The organism is Micromonospora profundi, from assembly GCF_011927785.1.
GTDB classification, from domain to species: Bacteria; Actinomycetota; Actinomycetes; order Mycobacteriales; family Micromonosporaceae; genus Micromonospora; species Micromonospora profundi.
This window is the reverse complement of record NZ_JAATJK010000001.1, coordinates 6,680,778-6,697,993: the sequence shown is the minus strand read 5'-3', so window position 1 is coordinate 6,697,993 and position 17,216 is coordinate 6,680,778. Positions and strand designations below refer to the sequence as shown.

Sequence of the window (17,216 nt, the reverse complement as noted above, 5' to 3'; positions counted from 1 at the left end):
CCGGATCTCTGGCTTGTCGTGCCGCCGCCCGGACTATCAGATCCAGCGCACGCACGAGTTGCCCGGGCACGCCCGGGCACAAGGGGAAAGAGTACCTACCACAGCCGCCCAGGTCAAAACGGAATGGCCCGGCGAACGTCTCACGCTCGCCGGCCGGATCTCGTCCTGCCTCGTCGCCCGCGAAGGGCACCTACGAATACAAGTGTACCGGCTTGCCCGCCGCACCACCCGTCGCCCCCGGACCAGGCACCGCAGACCTGGTCCGAGAGCTGCGACGAAGCTCGCGTCGGTGACCGTCCTCACGTGGCCCGGTCGCCGCCCTCACGCGAAGGTGAGCAGCAGCGCCAGACCCAGTCCGAGGAGGCTGAGCAGCGCCCCCACAGCCCCGCAGCTGATCCCGGCCACCGCCAGCCCTCGGCCGGTGAACCGCACCGCAGGTGGCTCGGTCGGCCGCCGGATCTGGCGCTGGCCGAGCAGGCCGGCGACGATCGCCGCCACCCCCGCCAGCACCCCGACCACCGTGAACGCACCGGATGCCCAGGCCCCGCCGTCGTTGACGAACGCCACCCCGAAGCAGAGCACCAGCAGCGAGATCAGGATCGACGCGATCCCCGCGACGAGCGCACCGATGGCCAGCCCGGAGGTGACCGGCGGCACGTCCAGGTGCACCACACCGAACGGCGTGCCGGACACCGCCTCCACCCGCTTCGGCGGCCGGCGCTGATCATCACTGGGCGGCGGCACCGGCCGAGCGGGCGCCATCCCCCACCCCGGCCCACCCGACTGCGGCTGCCCCCACCCCTGCGGTCCACCAGAGCCCGGAGCTTGCGCCCACCCCTGCGGCGCACCGGGCCCGGACGGCGACGACCACCCCTGCGGCCCACCAGGCCCAGGCTGCGCCCAACCTTGCGGCTCACCGGATCCCGGCGCCTGCGCCCACCCCTGCGGCCCACCAGGCCCGGACTGCGGCTGCGCCCAACCTTGCGGCGCGCCGGATGCCGGCGGCTGCGTCCACCCTTGTGGCGCACCTGGCTCGGACGACGGCGGACCCCACCCCGGCGGTGTCGAGGCACCGGAACCCGGGTCGGGTTGGCCGGAGCCGGGGGCCGTAGCCCAGCCGGCGGGAGGGGCACCCCAACCTGGCGCGGGCGCACCCCAACCGGACACCGGCGCCGAACGGGGCGCGTCGCCCCAAACCGAAGGCGGCGACGAGAGAGGCGGCTCGCCCCACCCGGACGGTGGTGACGAACGTGGCGCATCGCCCCAGGCGGGCGGGGACGACTCGTTCCCGGCCGACGCGCGGTCGGGTGAGGGCGCCGGCGACGTACCCGAATCGGGAGAGGCCGCGGAGGCGCCTGGCTGGTCGGCCGGGTCGGGTCGTGCCCAGCCACTCGGCTCGGACGGGGCCGGGCCGGAGGCCGGCGCGCCAGGATGCCCGGCCGGCTCGTCCGCCGGGGGCCGCGCCGGTTCCGTCACGAGGTCCTCCTGTCGACAGGGCCACCACCGCCGCACGGCGGACACCGGCCAGGCTACCGGCCGGGCGCGACGCCGCCCGCGCCGACGCGACCGCGGCCGGATCAGTCCATGTTCGCCGGGTAGTCATGGCCGAACGGCATGTCCGCCAACCGGACCACGCCGATCACCACGGCGGCGACCACGCTGACCGCGACCAGCACCAGGCCGATCCACGCCATCCGCTCTCCGCGCCGCAACCAGGCGCCACCGGTGAGGAAACCCCCCGAGGAGTACGCCTCCCGGCGAGCCTGCCGCGCCAACTGGAGTGCCACCGTCGCCGGCACCACCCCGCCGATGAACAGGCCGGTGAGCATGCCGAGCAGCCCCAACGCGAATACCGCCCGTGCCTTCGTGGCGCGGGCCGGATCGGGATCCAGCGGGTGGCGCACGCCCTGAAACGCGACGGGCACCTGCCCGGGTGCTGTCGTCATGCCTCCATCATGCCGAACCCCGCCCGTGGCCGGGGCGGTCCGGACACGACGAGGCCCCCGGCAGGTGCCGGGGGCCTCGTCGGTACTGGTGCTTAGCGGTACGACCCGAAGTCGAAGTCGTCCAGCGGCACAGCCTGCCCGCTGGCCGGCCCGAACCCGTAGTCGGTCTCCGGGTAACCGGTCATCGAGTAGACCTTCGCCTTGGCCTCCTCGGTCGGCTCCACCCGGACGTTGCGGTACTTGCTGATGCCCGTACCGGCCGGGATGAGCTTACCGATGATCACGTTCTCCTTGAGGCCGACCAGCGAGTCGCTGCGCGAGTTGATCGCAGCGTCGGTCAGCACCCGGGTGGTCTCCTGGAAGGAGGCCGCGGAGAGCCAGGAGTCGGTGGCCAGCGATGCCTTGGTGATACCCATCAGCACCGGGCGGCCGGCGGCGGGCTCGCCACCCTCCGACACGAGCCGGCGGTTCTCCGACTCGAACAGCGCCCGGTCGACAAGCACACCCGGCAGGAACTCCGTCGAGCCGGAGTCGATGACCGTCACCCGCTTGAGCATCTGGCGAATGATGATCTCGATGTGCTTGTCGTGGATGAGCACGCCCTGCGAGCGGTAGACCTCCTGGACCTCACTGGTCAGGTGGACCTGGACCGCCCGCGGACCCATGATCCGCAGAAGCTCGTGCGGGTCGATGGTGCCCTCGGTGAGCTTCTCGCCGACCGCGACGTGACCACCGTCGTGGGTACGCAGACGCACCCGCTTGGAGATCTTGTCGTAGACGATCTCCTCGCTGCCGTCGTCCGGCACCACGATGATCTTCCGCGAGCGCTCGCCGTCCTCGATGCGGATCCGGCCGGGGGTGTCGGCGATGGGCGCCTTACCCTTCGGGACCCGGGCCTCGAAGATTTCCTGGACACGCGGCAGACCCTGGGTGATGTCCTCACCCGCGACGCCACCGGTGTGGAAGGTACGCATCGTCAGCTGCGTACCGGGCTCACCGATCGACTGGGCGGCGATGATGCCGACCGCCTCGCCGACGTCCACGCTCTTGCCGGTCGGCAGCGACCGCCCGTAGCAGGCACCGCAGACACCCAGCTTCGACTCGCAGGTGAGAACGCTGCGCACCCGGACCGTCTCCACGCCAGCGGCGACGATCTTGTCGACGCCGATGGAGTTGATGTCCTGACCCCGCTCGGCGACGACGGTGCCGTCCGGCCCCTTGATGTCGTCGGCCAGGGTACGGGCGTGCACGCTGGTCTCGGCGTGCTCGTGCACGACAAGCCGGCCGTCCTCCAGGCGCTCGCCGATCTGCATCGGGATCGCCCGGTCGGTGCCGCAGTCCTCCTCGCGGATGATCACGTCCTGGGAGACGTCCACCAGACGACGGGTCAGGTAACCCGAGTCGGCGGTCCGCAGCGCGGTGTCGGCGAGACCCTTACGGGCACCGTGCGTGGAGATGAAGTACTCCAGCACGGACAGACCCTCCCGGTAGCTGGCCTTGATCGGCCGCGGGATGATCTCGCCCTTGGGGTTGGCCACCAGACCACGGATCGCCGCGATCTGCCGGAGCTGGAGCAGGTTACCGCGGGCACCCGAGTTGATCATCTTCCACAGTGGGTTCTCCTGCGGCAGCGCGGTGTCCATCTCCTTGGCGACCTCGTTGGTCGCCTTGGTCCAGATCTCGATGAGCTCGCCGCGACGTTCCTCGGCGGTCATCAGACCACGCTGGTACTGCTTGTCGATCCGGTCGGCTTCCTTCTCGTACTTCGCCAGGATCTCCGCCTTGCGCGGCGGAGCGATGACGTCCTCCATGCCGATCGTCACGCCGGACCAGGTGGCCCAGTGGAAACCGGCCTCCTTGAGTCCGTCCAGGGTGGCCGCGAGGGCCACCTTGGGGAAGCGCTCGGCGAGGTCGTTGACGATCGCGGAGAGCTGACCCTTGCGGATCTCGTAGTTCACGAAGCGGTAGCCCTGCGGCAGCGTCTCGTTGAACAGCACCCGGCCCAGCGTGGTCTCCACGGTCAGCGGGTCACCCTCGACCCAGCCCTCCGGGGCGGTCCACGGCTCGGCACCGGCGCCGTTGTCGACCTCGGTCACGCCACGCAGGCGGATCTTCACGAGCGCCTGCAGGTGCAACTCGCGGTTGTCGAATGCCATCCGCGCCTCGGCGTCCGAACTGAACGACCGGCCCTCACCCACCTTCTCACCGGCGGTGCGGTGGGTGAGGTGGTAGAGACCGATGACCATGTCCTGGGTGGGCATGGTGACCGGCTTGCCGTCGGCCGGCTTGAGGATGTTGTTCGACGACAGCATCAGGATCCGTGCCTCGGCCTGGGCCTCGGCGGACAGCGGCACGTGCACCGCCATCTGGTCACCGTCGAAGTCCGCGTTGAACGCGGTGCAGACCAGCGGGTGGATCTGGATGGCCTTGCCCTCGACCAGCTGCGGCTCGAAGGCCTGGATGCCCAGACGGTGCAGGGTCGGCGCCCGGTTGAGCAGCACGGGGTGCTCGCCGATGACCTCTTCCAGCACGTCCCACACGACCGGGCGCTGACGCTCGACCATCCGCTTGGCGGACTTGATGTTCTGCGCGTGGTTGAGGTCGACCAGCCGCTTCATGACGAACGGCTTGAACAGCTCCAGCGCCATCTGCTTGGGCAGACCGCACTGGTGCAGCTTGAGCTTCGGGCCGACGACGATGACCGAACGGCCGGAGTAGTCGACGCGCTTGCCCAGCAGGTTCTGGCGGAACCGGCCCTGCTTGCCCTTGAGCATGTCGGACAGCGACTTGAGGGGACGGTTACCCGGACCGGTGACCGGCCGACCGCGACGGCCGTTGTCGAACAGCGCGTCGACGGCCTCCTGGAGCATCCGCTTCTCGTTGTTGACGATGATCTCGGGCGCGCCGAGGTCGATCAGTCGCTTGAGGCGGTTGTTCCGGTTGATCACGCGGCGGTACAGGTCGTTCAGGTCCGAGGTCGCGAAGCGGCCACCGTCGAGCTGCACCATCGGGCGCAGGTCCGGCGGGATGACCGGGACGCAGTCCAGCACCATGCCGAGCGGCGAGTTGCGGGTGTTCAGGAACGCCGCCACGACCTTGAGCCGCTTGAGCGCCCGGATCTTCCGCTGGCCCTTGCCGGAGCGGATGGTCTCGCGCAGGCTCTCGGCCTCGGCGTCGAGGTCCATGTTCTGGACCAGCGCCTTGATCGCCTCGGCGCCCATCGAGCCGGTGAAGTACTCACCGAAACGGTCGCGCAGCTCGCGGTAGAGCAGCTCGTCGGTGACCAGCTGCTTCGGCTCCAGCTTGCGGAAGGTGTCCAGGACCTCGTCCAGGCGGTCGATCTCGCGCTGGGCCCGGTCGCGGATCTGGCGCATCTCGCGCTCTCCGCCCTCCTTGACCTTGCGCCGGACGTCCGCCTTGGCACCCTCGGCCTCCAGCTCGGCCAGATCGGCCTCGAGCTTGGCGGCCCGCTTCTCGATCTCCGAGTCGCGGCTGTTCTCGGACTGCCGCTTCTCGGCGAGGATCTCGTTCTCGATGGTCGAGAGGTCACGGTGACGCGACTCGGCGTCAACGCTCGTCACGACGTACGAGGCGAAGTAGATGATCTTTTCGAGATCCTTGGGGGCGAGGTCCAGCAGGTAACCCAGCCGGCTCGGCACGCCCTTGAAGTACCAGATGTGGGTCACCGGAGCGGCGAGCTCGATGTGCCCCATCCGCTCACGACGGACCTTGGAGCGGGTCACCTCGACGCCGCAGCGCTCACAGATGATGCCCTTGAACCGGACGCGCTTGTACTTACCGCAGTAGCACTCCCAGTCCCGCTGCGGACCGAAGATCTTCTCGCAGAAGAGCCCGTCCTTTTCCGGCTTCAGGGTGCGGTAGTTGATGGTCTCAGGCTTCTTGACCTCGCCGTGCGACCACTGACGGATGTCGTCGGCGGTGGCGAGACCAATGCGCAGCTCGTCGAAGAAGTTGACGTCGAGCACTATGTCCCCTATGTCGTCGTCTTTACAGCTAGATCATGGGCGAGGTTGGGGGCCGTCCGACCCGCGTCGGGATCAAGCTTGACCGCCCAGAGCGGGTCGGTCGGCCCCCAACCCTCACCACTTACACCTCTTCGACCGAGCTCGGCTCGCGCCGGGACAGGTCGATGCCCAGCTCCTCGGCGGCCCGGAACACCTCGTCGTCGGTCTCGCGCATCTCCAGGGCCACACCGTCGCTGGACAGCACCTCAACGTTGAGGCACAGCGACTGCAGCTCCTTGAGCAGCACCTTGAACGACTCCGGGATGCCCGGCTCCGGGATGTTCTCGCCCTTGACGATGGCCTCGTAGACCTTCACCCGGCCGAGAACGTCGTCGGACTTGATCGTGAGCAACTCCTGCAGGGCGTAGGCAGCGCCGTACGCCTGCATCGCCCAGCACTCCATCTCACCGAAACGCTGACCACCGAACTGCGCCTTACCACCCAGCGGCTGCTGCGTGATCATCGAGTACGGGCCGGTCGACCGAGCGTGGATCTTGTCGTCGACCAGGTGGTTGAGCTTCAGGATGTAGATGTAGCCAACCGCGATCGGGTCCGGCAGCGGCTCACCGGAGCGGCCGTCGTACAGCTGCGCCTTGCCACTGGAACCGATCAGCTGGTTGCCGTCACGGTTGGGCAGCGTCGACGCCAGCAGGCCCGAGATCTCGGCCTCGCGGGCACCGTCGAAGACCGGGGTGGCCACATTCGTGTCACCCTCGGACTCGTGCGCGTCGATCGAGCGCAGCTGCCGCTTCCACTCCGTGTCGTCGCCCTCGACCTTCCAACCGGTCTTGGCCACCCAGCCGAGGTGCGTCTCCAGCACCTGGCCGATGTTCATCCGGCTCGGCACACCCAGCGGGTTGAGCACGATGTCGACGGGGGTGCCGTCCTCCAGGAACGGCATGTCCTCGATCGGCAGGATCTTCGAGATGACGCCCTTGTTGCCGTGGCGGCCGGCGAGCTTGTCGCCGTCCTGGATCTTGCGCTTCTGGGCGACGTAGACCCGGACCAGCTCGTTGACACCCGGCGGCAACTCGTCGCCGTCCTCGCGGGAGAACGTGCGCACACCGATGACCGTGCCGGTCTCGCCGTGCGGCACCTTCAGCGAGGTGTCCCGAACCTCACGCGCCTTCTCACCGAAGATCGCGCGGAGCAGCCGCTCCTCCGGGGTCAGCTCGGTCTCGCCCTTGGGCGTGACCTTGCCGACCAGGATGTCGCCGGGGACTACCTCGGCGCCGATCCGGATGATGCCGCGCTCGTCGAGGTCGGCGAGCATTTCCTCGCTGACGTTCGGGATGTCGCGGGTGATCTCCTCCGGGCCGAGCTTGGTGTCCCGGGCGTCGACCTCGTGCTCCTCGATGTGGATCGAGGTGAGCACGTCCTGCTGCACGAGGCGCTGCGACAGGATGATCGCGTCCTCGTAGTTGTGGCCCTCCCAGCACATGAACGCCACGAGCAGGTTGCGCCCGAGCGCCATCTCGCCTTCGTCGGTGCACGGCCCGTCGGCGATGACCTGACCGGCCTCGACGCGGTCGCCCTCGAAGACCACCGGCTTCTGGTTGACGCAGGAGCCGGCGTTGGAGCGGCGGAACTTGTGCAGCAGGTACGTCCGGCGGTGGCCGTCGTCCTGGTGGATGGTGACGTAGTCGGCGCAGAGATCCTCGATCACACCGCCGACCTCGGCGACCACCACGTCGCCAGCGTCGACCGCGGCCCGGTACTCCATGCCCGTACCCACGAGCGGCGCCTCGGCCTTGACCAGCGGCACAGCCTGGCGCTGCATGTTCGCGCCCATCAGTGCCCGGTTGGCGTCGTCGTGCTCGAGGAACGGGATCATGGCGGTCGCCACGGAGGTCATCTGCCGGGGCGAGACGTCCATGTAGTCGACGGCGCTGGGGACGACGTCCTCGGTCTCGCCGCCCTTACGGCGACACAGGACCCGGTCCTCGGCGAACGTGCCGTCGGCCTTCAGCGGCGCGTTGGCCTGGGCCTTGACGAACCGGTCCTCCTCGTCCGCGGTCAGGTAGTCGATCTGGTCGGTGACCCGACCGTCGACGACCTTCCGGTACGGCGTCTCGATGAAGCCGAACGGGTTGACCCGGGCGAAGGTGGACAGCGCGCCGATCAGGCCGATGTTCGGGCCTTCCGGCGTCTCGATCGGGCACATCCGGCCATAGTGGGACGGGTGCACGTCGCGGACCTCGAAGCCGGCCCGCTCCCGGGACAGACCACCCGGGCCGAGCGCGCTCAGCCGGCGCCGGTGGGTCAGGCCCGCCAGCGGGTTGGTCTGGTCCATGAACTGGGACAGCTGCGACGTCCCGAAGAACTCCTTGATCGCCGCCACCACCGGGCGGATGTTGATCAGGGTCTGCGGGGTGATCGCCTCGACGTCCTGCGTGGTCATCCGCTCACGGACGACCCGCTCCATCCGGGACAGGCCGACCCGAACCTGGTTCTGGATCAGCTCGCCCACGGTCCGCAGACGACGGTTGCCGAAGTGGTCGATGTCGTCGGCCTCGTAGCCGTCCTCGCCGGCGTGCAGCCGGCACAGGTACTCCACGGTGGCGACGATGTCGTCCTCGGTCAGCGTGCCTGTGGTGATCGGCACGTCGACTTCGAGCTTCTTGTTGAACTTGTAGCGCCCGACCTTGGCGACGTCGTACCTCTTCGGGTTGAAGAAGAGGTTGTCGAGCAGGGTCTGGGCGTTCTCGCGCGTCGGCGGCTCGCCAGGGCGCAGCTTGCGGTAGATGTCTAGCAGGGCCTCATCCTGGCCGGCGATGTGGTCCTTCTCGAGCGTGGTCATCATCAGCTCGGACCAGCCGAACCGCTCACGGATCCGCTCGGCCGACCATCCGATGGCCTTGAGCAGGACGGTGACGGCCTGCCGGCGCTTACGGTCGATACGTACGCCGACCGTGTCGCGCTTGTCGATGTCGAACTCCAGCCAGGCACCCCGACTCGGGATGACCTTGACGCTGGAGAGGTCACGGTCGGAGGTCTTGTCCGGCTGCTTGTCGAAGTACACGCCCGGGGACCGGACGAGCTGGCTGACGACGACGCGCTCGGTGCCGTTGATGACGAAGGTGCCCTTGGGCGTCATCATCGGGAAGTCACCCATGAACACCGTCTGGCTCTTGATCTCGCCGGTGGTGTTGTTGGTGAACTCCGCGGTCACGAACAGCGGAGCGCAGTAGGTCAGGTCCTTCTCCTTGCACTCCTCGATCGAGGCCTTGACCTCGTCGAAGCGCGGCGCTGAGAAGGACAGCGACATGGTGCCGGAGAAGTCCTCAATGGGACTGATCTCTTCAAGGATCTCCGCGAGACCCGAGCGTGCGTGCGGGTCGTCCGCCGACCGGCCCTGCCAACCCTCGTTGCCGACGAGCCAGTCGAAGGACTCGTTCTGAATGGCGAGGAGGTTGGGGACCTCGAGGTGTTCGGTGATCCTGCCGAATGAAACTCGGCGGGGAGCGAATGCGCTCGACGTACGACTGGTCTTCGCAGGGCGGGAAGCTGCCAAGATGCGTCCTTCCGAGGACCGGTGCTGCAGAACGGCTGGTACGCGTGCACTCCAATGACCCCACCAGAAATATCCATAACCGGACATTTCCGAGCAGGGGTCTAGTCGGAAGGCAGCGCAAACTAGCAGTGTAGCCGAGAGGCTAACCGCTGTCCAGCCCAACCCGCAGGTCGTTGCGGAACGCGCCCTGGCCCCCGGAAAACCGGGGCTGCCGGGCCGCTCGGAACGCAACGTTCCCGTCGGGCCGCTCGGGATGTTGCTGCGGCGATGGTGCCGCCGCTGACATACCCACATCGTGGCCGTCGCAAGCGCGGTGTCTTGCTGGTGTCAGCGTGCCTGGCAGGCCGGGGCCGCGTCAAGGCCCGGTATCCGGGTCGTCCTCTCTTTCCCACCTGAGGGCGACCGTCGACGCTCGTCCGGATGGTCGGCGACCCCGATCGGCGCCCAGCTCAAGGCAGCTGTCACACCGGTACACCAACACGGCGGGCGGCGATCCCTGTCGGATCACCGCCCGCCGTGACGCGATGGTGCCCCGGCTCACGAACCGGAACGCAGCGCTAGTGGAGCTCAGGTCACTTGAGGGTGACCTTGGCGCCTTCGCCCTCGAGCTTGGCCTTGGCCTTCTCGGCGGTCTCCTTGTTGACCTTCTCCAGGATGGCCTTCGGCGCGGACTCGACCGCGTCCTTGGCCTCCTTGAGGCCCAGGCCGGTCAGCTCGCGCACGACCTTGATGACCTGGATCTTCTTGCCACCGTCAGCCTCGAGGACGACGTCGAACTCGTCCTTCTCCGGCTCGGCCTCGGCGGCGGCCGGAGCCCCACCGGCGGCGGCCACGGCGACCGGGGCCGCAGCGGTGACCTCGAAGGTGTCCTCGAACTGCTTCACGAACTCAGAGAGCTCGATCAGCGTCATCTCCTTGAACGCGTCGAGCAGCTCGTCGGTGCTGAGCTTCGCCATATCTGGCGTCCTTTCTAAAGGTTGTCTAAGAACGTGGGTGCGCCGCGGGGCCTCAGGCCGCCTCGGCGCCCTCCTGCTCGCGCTTCTTGTCCGCCAGGGCGGCCGCCGCGCGGGCGGCCTTGGAGAGCGGAGCCTGGAACAGGGCCGCGGCCTTGCTCAGGTTGCCCTTCATCGCGCCGGCCAGCTTGGCCAGCAGCACCTCACGGGACTCCAGGTCGGCAAGCTTCGTGACCTCGGCCGCGGAAATGGCCTTGCCCTCGAAGACACCGCCCTTGATGACGAGCTTCGGGTTGGCCTTCGCGAAGTCGCGAAGGCCCTTCGCCGCCTCGACGACGTCGCCCGAAACGAAAGTCAGCGCGGTAGGACCGGAGAACAGCTCGTCGAGGCCGGTGATGCCTGCGTCCGTCGCAGCACGCTTCGCCAGCGTGTTCTTCGCGACCGTGTAGCTGGTCTCGGCACCGAGCGAGCGCCGCAGCTGGGTGAGCTGGGAGACCGTCAGACCCCGGTACTCGGTCAGCACGGTAGCGCCCGCGCTGCGGAAGCTCTCGGTCAGCTCAGCGACGGCCGTGGCCTTGTCGGCCCGGATCGGCTTGTCCGCCATGTCCCTCCTCTCTCGTTACTCGAGGCTGATCCCCGTACCGTCCGAAGCCGGACGTCAGGCGGAGGCGGCGACAACGAAAAAACCCCGGCGCAGGGCGCACGGGGCGAGGGCCGGCGGATCGACACGGTCGGCGGACCATGCTCACTGCCGAGTTACGCTTGCCGCCCTACGCGGGTCGCCCGTGTCGCGGGACCTTCGACCGTGCCGGAGCACGGTGACCAGCGGTCTCTGGGTGGTTCCTCATCCGTGACAACACGGATGACGTTTGAAGAGTACGCGCCCTGTCCCACCAGCGCCAAATCGCCCCCGGTGAGCCGGGTCACCTGCACTCTGGCGTGGTCAGCCCTGCGCCCGCCGCCGCCACAGGTAACCGCCGACGGCCGCGGCACTCCAGGCCAACGCCCACACGGTAAGTCCGACAAGTGTGAGCGCGGCGGCGTCGCCAGCGGTCGTCCGGGCCGCGGCCATGATCGGCGGCGCCAGCCAGGGGACCACCGAATCGCTCAGCCCGAGCACCACCGCGCCGACGCCACCGACGGCAAGCACCGCGACGCCGTACGCGGCGCCGCCCACCGACGCCCGGCTGGCCAGCGCGCCAAGGGCAACCGCCGACGGTACGACCAGCAGGTGCGCCCACAGCCCCAGCGTGAGCCCGGCCAGCAGTGACCGGTCCCCCGGGTCGGCCGGACCGGTGACCCCGCCCACCAGCCACGGAAAGACAAGCGCCACGGACACCGCCACAAGCGCCGTGACACCTGCAGCGAGCAGCCCAGCCGCCCGCTCCCGGGCCACCCCTACCGTCACCTGGGCGAGGCGGCGCTGCACGTCCGGCTCGATGTCCAGCAGGATCTTGGTCTGCCAGGCGAGCACCGGAAAGAGCACCACGGCCGAGACGCCGTACGCCTCCGCCGGCTGGGCCCGGCCGCCGCCGTACAGGATGCCGAGCGCGACGAGGCCGGCGAGCAGCGGTGCCAACGCCCGCCCGGTACGCAGGAAGCCGGCAAGCCGCAGCCGGACCAGGGCGTTCACTGCGCCTCCCCCGCCGCCGGCTCGACCACTGCAGTGGCGCCGCCGGGCTGCTCGGATGCCGACCCAGCAGCCGGTCGGATCGCTGGCACAGCGGGTTGGAGCTGGGCTGTGGCGATGGAGGTGTCGGCGCGTACCCGAAGAATCTGGTGGCCGTCGGCGCGCAACCGGGCGACGGTGCCGGCGACCCGCGCGGCCGGCACCGCGACCTCGACCACAGCGAACGTCTCGTCTGCAGGCGGCGTCTCCTCGGTCAGCGAGCCGTCGGCCACCGACAAGCGTCGCGCGCCCGGCAGCCGGACCGTCTCCCCCCGGTGGTCACTGACCAGGACGCTGCCGCCGCCGGCCAGCACCTCGTCGATCAGCTCGGGAACCAGCTCGCGTGTCGCGGCGTCCAGGCCCTCCCACGGTTCGTCGAGGACCAGCAGGCCCGGCCGTCGCAGCATCGCCTGGGCGAGGCCCACCTTCTGCGCGGTGCCCTTGGACAGCTCCGGAAGTCGCACCGTCTGCATCGCGCCCAGCCCGAGCCGTTGCGTCCAGGCCGTCACCGCCTCGTCGGCGGCCGCCCGGCCCAGGCCGGCCATCCGTGCCATGCCGGTCAGGTAGCGGGCCACTGTGAAGGGCTGGTCGGCAGGGAAGCGTTCCGGCACCCAGCCCACCCGGGCGGGTCGGTCGGCGACGCGGCCCCGGCCCGGCCGGAGCACGCCGGCGGCCACCTGGAGAAGCGTCGATTTGCCCACCCCGTTGCGGCCCAGCACGACTGCTACCTCACCCGGGCCGATCCGCGCGTCCACGCCCCGCAGCACCCACGGGCCACGCCGGTGGTACCGCAACCAGACGTTCTCCAACCGCATGGGCCGAGACTGCCACAACACAGACGCGCCGGGGCGCCGCCACAGTGGTGGCGGCGCCCCGGCGGAGCGAACTGTCGGCTCAGGCCTCGGCCGAGTCCTCAGTAAGGTTCTTCACCAGGTTCGGGTCGACCGGAACGCCCGGGCCCATCGTGGTGGTGAGGATGACCTTGCGGAGGTACTTGCCCTTGGCCGCGGACGGCTTGGCCCGCAGGACCTCGTCGAGCACCGCCGCGTAGTTGTCCACCAGCTGGGTCTCCGTGAAGGAGGCCTTGCCGATGATCAGGTGCAGGTTGGAGTGCTTGTCCACCCGGAAGGTGATCTTGCCGCCCTTGATGTCCTGCACCGCCTTGGTGACGTCCATGGTCACCGTGCCGGTTTTCGGGTTCGGCATGAGACCGCGCGGGCCCAGGATCCGCGCGATCCGGCCGATCTTGGCCATCTGGTCCGGCGTGGCGATCGCCGCGTCGAAGTCGAGCCAACCACCCTGGATGCGGGCGACCAGCTCGTCGGTGCCCACCTCGTCAGCACCCGCCGCGACAGCCTCTTCGGCCTTCGCGCCGCCGGCGAAGACGATCACGCGGGCGGTCTTACCGGTGCCGTGCGGCAGGTTGACCGTGCCGCGGACCATCTGGTCCGCCTTGCGGGGGTCGACGCCGAGGCGCATGGCGACCTCGACCGTGGCGTCGAACTTGACGTTGGTGGTCTCCTTGGCCAGCTTCACGGCCTCGGCGGGGGTGTACAGCTTCGACCGGTCGATGACGTCGGCGGCCTTGCGGTAGCTCTTGCTGCGCTGCATTGCTGAATACTCCTGTGGTCTCTGGCGGGCCGCTCGGAGCGGCCCTCCCACGGTCGGGTCTTCGAAAGGGCCGACGTCAGTCGTTGACGGTGATGCCCATCGACCGGGCGGTGCCGGCGATGATCTTCTCGGCCTGGTCCAGGTCGTTGGCGTTGAGGTCGGCCATCTTCTTCTCGGCGATCTCACGCAGCTGGGCGCGGCTGACCGAGCCGACCTTCTCGCTCTGCGGAACGCCCGAGCCCTTCTGCACACCGGCAGCCTTGATCAGCAGCCGGGCGGCGGGCGGGGTCTTCAGCACGAAGGTGAAGGACCGGTCCTCGTACACGCTGATCTCGGCGGGGACGATGTCGCCCCGCTGGGACTCGGTCTGCGCGTTGTAGGACTTGCAGAACTCCATGATGTTCACGCCGTGCTGGCCGAGCGCGGGGCCGACCGGCGGCGCCGGCGTGGCCTGGCCCGCCGGCAGCTGAAGCGTGAACGTCTTGACGAGCTTCTTCTTCGGAGGCATGTCACTTCCTGGGGCTTGGAGCTGGGAAAATGCGGCTGACGCCACAGCGAGCGGGCGCGCACGGTCAGCGCGACGCGACAGCGGCGACGTTCAAGGGTAGCGCAGGCCGCTGCCCGCTCGTCCGCCGAGGTCGAGCGGGAGGGCGTACGCCGACGTCGGCGGCGGGTCGACCCGCCGCCGACGACCGGGTCAGATCTTGGCGACCTGGTTGAAGTTGAGCTCCACCGGGGTTTCCCGACCGAAGATCGACACCAGCACCTTGAGCTTCTGCTGGTCGGCGTTGATCTCGCTGATCGTGGCCGGCAGCGAGGCGAACGCGCCGTCGGTGACGGTGACGGAGTCGCCGACCTCGAAGTCGAGGACCTTGACCTCCGGCTTCGCCTTCTTCTGTTCGGTCTCGACCGCCGGCGCCAGCCACTTCAGCACCTCGTCGAGCGAGAGCGGCGCGGGCCGGTCAGCCCGGTCCGTCGCGCCGACGAAGCCGGTCACACCCGGGGTGTTGCGGACACAGGAGTAGGACTCGGCGGTCAACTCCATCCGGACCAGGATGTAGCCCGGGAAGACCTTGGCCTGGATCTGGGAACGCTTACCGTTCTTGACCTCGACCTCTTCCCGGGTCGGCACCTCGACCTGGTAGATGAAGTCCTCCATGTCGAGGCTCGTGATCCGGGTCTCGAGGTTGGTCTTCACCTTGTTCTCGTAGCCGGCGTACGAGTGCACCACGTACCAGTCGCCCGGGGCGTAGCGCAGCTTCTGCCTCAACTCGGCGACCGGGTCGTACTCCTCGTCCGGCGCTGGCTCGGTGGTGGGGAACTCCGGCTCGCTGGCGGCCTCAACCGACTCGTCACCAGCCGCCGTCGCGACGGTGGACTGCTCGTCCACCGGTCCGGCGGTCTCGTCGTACTCAGGCACGCTCGCTCACTTCCGTCACTATCGGCTCTGGAGGCAGCCGGTCAGTCCGAGTTGCCGAAGACAAACAACACGACCTTGGCGAACCCGTAGTCCAGCAGGGCCACGATCGTCAGCATCACCGCGACGAACGTCACCACCACTCCGGTGTAGGTCAGCAGCTCCTTGCGCGTCGGCCAGATGACCTTACGCAGTTCGGCAACGACCTCGCGGAAAAACCGGGCGATGCGGCCGAACACGCCTACCCGAGACGTTTCCGACCGGGTGGTCGGCCGGCTGTCCGCCGACTCGGCCCGGGCGCGGGACCGCGTTGCGGTGCCACCCCGGGAGACCGGCTCGTCCTCCGCGCTGGTGGCGTCGTCGTCGGCTGCCTCGTCGACGATCTCGTCGTCCAGACGATCGTCGCCGTCGTCGTCGCCGCGCCGCTTGTTGTCGGCCACTTCGCCCTCCGTCGCGGAATCTCGGGTCGCACGCCGGGTGGCGTACGCGGCGCTGGTCACGCCGGCCGGGCCCAACCGTCCCGCGACGGGCCGCGGCCGGTGGATCAACCGGGGTGCCCGAATGCCTCGGACCCACCCCGCCGATGCCACCACCACGGGCCGGACGCCGCCATCTCGGCGGCGCGACCCACGGGAACGGTCAGGCCTGAGGCGCAGGGGTGACAGGACTTGAACCTGCAGCCTGCGGTTTTGGAGACCGCTGCTCTGCCAATTGAGCTACACCCCTGTGCGGCAACACTCGCCCCACGCGGTCACAGACGACCGAGCAGGGGTCACTTGCCCCACGGCGGACCAGTGTACGGGTAGCCGCCCGACTTTCCCAACCGGTCTACCCGCCACGCGTGGCGGGTCTGTTTCAGCGTGCCGTCCGGATGGTCGCCCGCGCCTGCGCGAGCACCTTCTCGCCCAGACAGGTGGCGGTCACATCGAGCCGGGTGAGGCCGTCCTCGGTCACCTCGCGGACCACCGCGGACACCTCGATCTCGGTCCCCTCGTCGTCGTCAGGGACCACAACGGGCCGGGTGAACCGCACGCCGTACTCGACCACCGCGTCGGGCGCGCCGGCCCACTCGGTGACCGCCCGACCGACAAGCGCCATGGTGAACATGCCGTGCGCGATCACACCGGGCAGCCCCACCTTCGTGGCGAACCTGTCGCTCCAGTGGATCGGGTTGAAGTCCCCCGAGGCGCCCGCGTAGCGGACCAGGTCGGCACGGGTCACCCGGAACGTCTTGGCTGGCAAATCCATCTCAGGCCTCCCCGCGTACGACGATCTTGGTCCAGACGGCGACCACCGGCTCGCCGGCGACGGTGCTCACGTCGGTGCGGGTGGTCAGGAAGCCGTGCCCGCCCCGGGTGGTGACGTCCTCGATGGTGCTCGTGCAGACCAGCTCGTCGCCCGCCACGACCGGCCTGGTGTACGCGAAACGCTGGTCACCGTGCACCACGCGGCTGTAGTCGACGCCCAACGCCGGGTCCTCGAAGATCTGCTGGTTCGCCGCTCCCGCGACGATCACCGGGAAGGTCGGCGGGGCGACCACGTCCGGATGGCCCAGGGCCTGGGCAGCCGCTGGGTCGTGGTAGGCCCGATCGGTGGCGCCGATGGCGGTGGCGAACTCACGGATCTTTTCTCGGCCCACCTGATAGGGGGCCGTCGGCGGATACGTCCGGCCGACGAAGGAAGGGTCCAGAGACATGCCGCGAACCTACACGTACAACACGATCGCCGACCTGGGCGGTCGACGGCGGTCAAGCCGCGTCGGACCGGTCAGATCGGCGATCGGAAAGCTTGCGACGGTGGCCGGCGCGAAGCCGGCCACGAGTCAGCGGGTCTCGCGGTGAACGGTGTGCCGACCGTCACGCGGGCAGAACTTCTTCAGCTCGATGCGGTCGGGGTCGTTCCGGCGGTTCTTGCGCGTGATGTAGTTGCGCTCCTTGCACTCCACACACGCCAAAGTGATCTTCGGCCGGACATCGGTAGCCTTCGCCACGGCGGAGTGCCTTCCTCGCTAACGGAAACAACTACGACGCGTCAGCCTAGACGCTGACTGCGCGGACATGCAAAGTGGGCGCCATTGGCGC

15 protein-coding genes and 1 tRNA gene are annotated in these 17,216 nt (G+C 69.0%); all 16 read right to left on the bottom strand.

Annotated elements, in window-relative coordinates; genetic code table 11:
- Window positions 1-321 precede the first annotated feature (321 nt).
- Window positions 322-702, bottom strand: a complete 381-nt coding sequence (locus F4558_RS30060; RefSeq protein WP_053653955.1) for a phage holin family protein — start codon at window positions 700-702, stop codon at window positions 322-324.
- 875 nt (window positions 703-1,577) lie between these two features.
- Entirely contained in the window at window positions 1,578-1,946 is a 369-nt protein-coding gene (locus F4558_RS30055; protein ID WP_053653957.1) for a hypothetical protein, read from the bottom strand.
- A 92-nt stretch (window positions 1,947-2,038) separates the two neighbouring features.
- Entirely contained in the window at window positions 2,039-5,932 is a 3,894-nt protein-coding gene (locus F4558_RS30050) for a DNA-directed RNA polymerase subunit beta' (RefSeq protein WP_053653958.1), read from the bottom strand.
- A 121-nt stretch (window positions 5,933-6,053) separates the two neighbouring features.
- Window positions 6,054-9,485 (bottom strand): DNA-directed RNA polymerase subunit beta, encoded by a 3,432-nt coding sequence (rpoB, locus tag F4558_RS30045; protein ID WP_053653960.1) that lies wholly within the window; start codon window positions 9,483-9,485, stop codon window positions 6,054-6,056.
- Between the two features lie 572 nt (window positions 9,486-10,057).
- Window positions 10,058-10,441 (bottom strand): 50S ribosomal protein L7/L12, encoded by a 384-nt coding sequence (gene rplL, locus F4558_RS30040; protein WP_007465324.1) that lies wholly within the window; start codon window positions 10,439-10,441, stop codon window positions 10,058-10,060.
- A 52-nt stretch (window positions 10,442-10,493) separates the two neighbouring features.
- Window positions 10,494-11,042 (bottom strand): 50S ribosomal protein L10, encoded by a 549-nt coding sequence (gene rplJ, locus F4558_RS30035; protein ID WP_053653962.1) that lies wholly within the window; start codon window positions 11,040-11,042, stop codon window positions 10,494-10,496.
- Window positions 11,043-11,381: 339 nt separating this feature from the next.
- On the bottom strand, window positions 11,382-12,071 hold the full coding sequence (locus tag F4558_RS30030) for a hypothetical protein (RefSeq protein ID WP_167946981.1): 690 nt from the start codon (window positions 12,069-12,071) through the stop codon (window positions 11,382-11,384).
- Complete coding sequence (locus tag F4558_RS30025; protein ID WP_167946979.1) at window positions 12,068-12,922, bottom strand: ABC transporter ATP-binding protein; 855 nt, start codon at window positions 12,920-12,922, stop codon at window positions 12,068-12,070. Before F4558_RS30025 ends, F4558_RS30030 begins: the two co-directional genes overlap by 4 nt.
- A 79-nt stretch (window positions 12,923-13,001) precedes the next feature.
- A complete protein-coding gene (gene rplA / locus F4558_RS30020) occupies window positions 13,002-13,718 on the bottom strand; it encodes a 50S ribosomal protein L1 (RefSeq protein WP_053653968.1) in 717 nt (238 codons plus the stop codon).
- 76 nt (window positions 13,719-13,794) lie between these two features.
- Window positions 13,795-14,226, bottom strand: a complete 432-nt coding sequence (rplK, locus tag F4558_RS30015; protein WP_053653970.1) for a 50S ribosomal protein L11 — start codon at window positions 14,224-14,226, stop codon at window positions 13,795-13,797.
- A 189-nt stretch (window positions 14,227-14,415) separates the two neighbouring features.
- Window positions 14,416-15,138: a transcription termination/antitermination protein NusG gene (gene nusG / locus F4558_RS30010; RefSeq protein ID WP_053653972.1), complete on the bottom strand. Its 723-nt coding sequence runs from the start codon at window positions 15,136-15,138 to the stop codon at window positions 14,416-14,418.
- A gap of 41 nt (window positions 15,139-15,179) precedes the next feature.
- The gene (gene secE, locus F4558_RS30005) at window positions 15,180-15,575 is read right to left on the bottom strand and encodes a preprotein translocase subunit SecE (RefSeq protein WP_053654950.1); all 396 of its coding nucleotides are present in this window, start codon (window positions 15,573-15,575) and stop codon (window positions 15,180-15,182) included.
- A 213-nt stretch (window positions 15,576-15,788) separates the two neighbouring features.
- Window positions 15,789-15,861, bottom strand: a tRNA-Trp gene (locus F4558_RS30000).
- Window positions 15,862-15,990: 129 nt separating this feature from the next.
- Complete coding sequence (locus tag F4558_RS29995; RefSeq protein ID WP_053653975.1) at window positions 15,991-16,383, bottom strand: MaoC family dehydratase; 393 nt, start codon at window positions 16,381-16,383, stop codon at window positions 15,991-15,993.
- A gap of 1 nt (window position 16,384) precedes the next feature.
- Complete coding sequence (locus tag F4558_RS29990; RefSeq protein ID WP_053653976.1) at window positions 16,385-16,831, bottom strand: MaoC family dehydratase N-terminal domain-containing protein; 447 nt, start codon at window positions 16,829-16,831, stop codon at window positions 16,385-16,387.
- Between the two features lie 126 nt (window positions 16,832-16,957).
- Window positions 16,958-17,125 carry a 50S ribosomal protein L33 gene (gene rpmG, locus F4558_RS29985; protein ID WP_007073056.1) on the bottom strand — a complete coding sequence of 56 codons (168 nt, stop codon included), beginning with the start codon at window positions 17,123-17,125 and terminating at the stop codon, window positions 16,958-16,960.
- Window positions 17,126-17,216 lie beyond the last annotated feature (91 nt).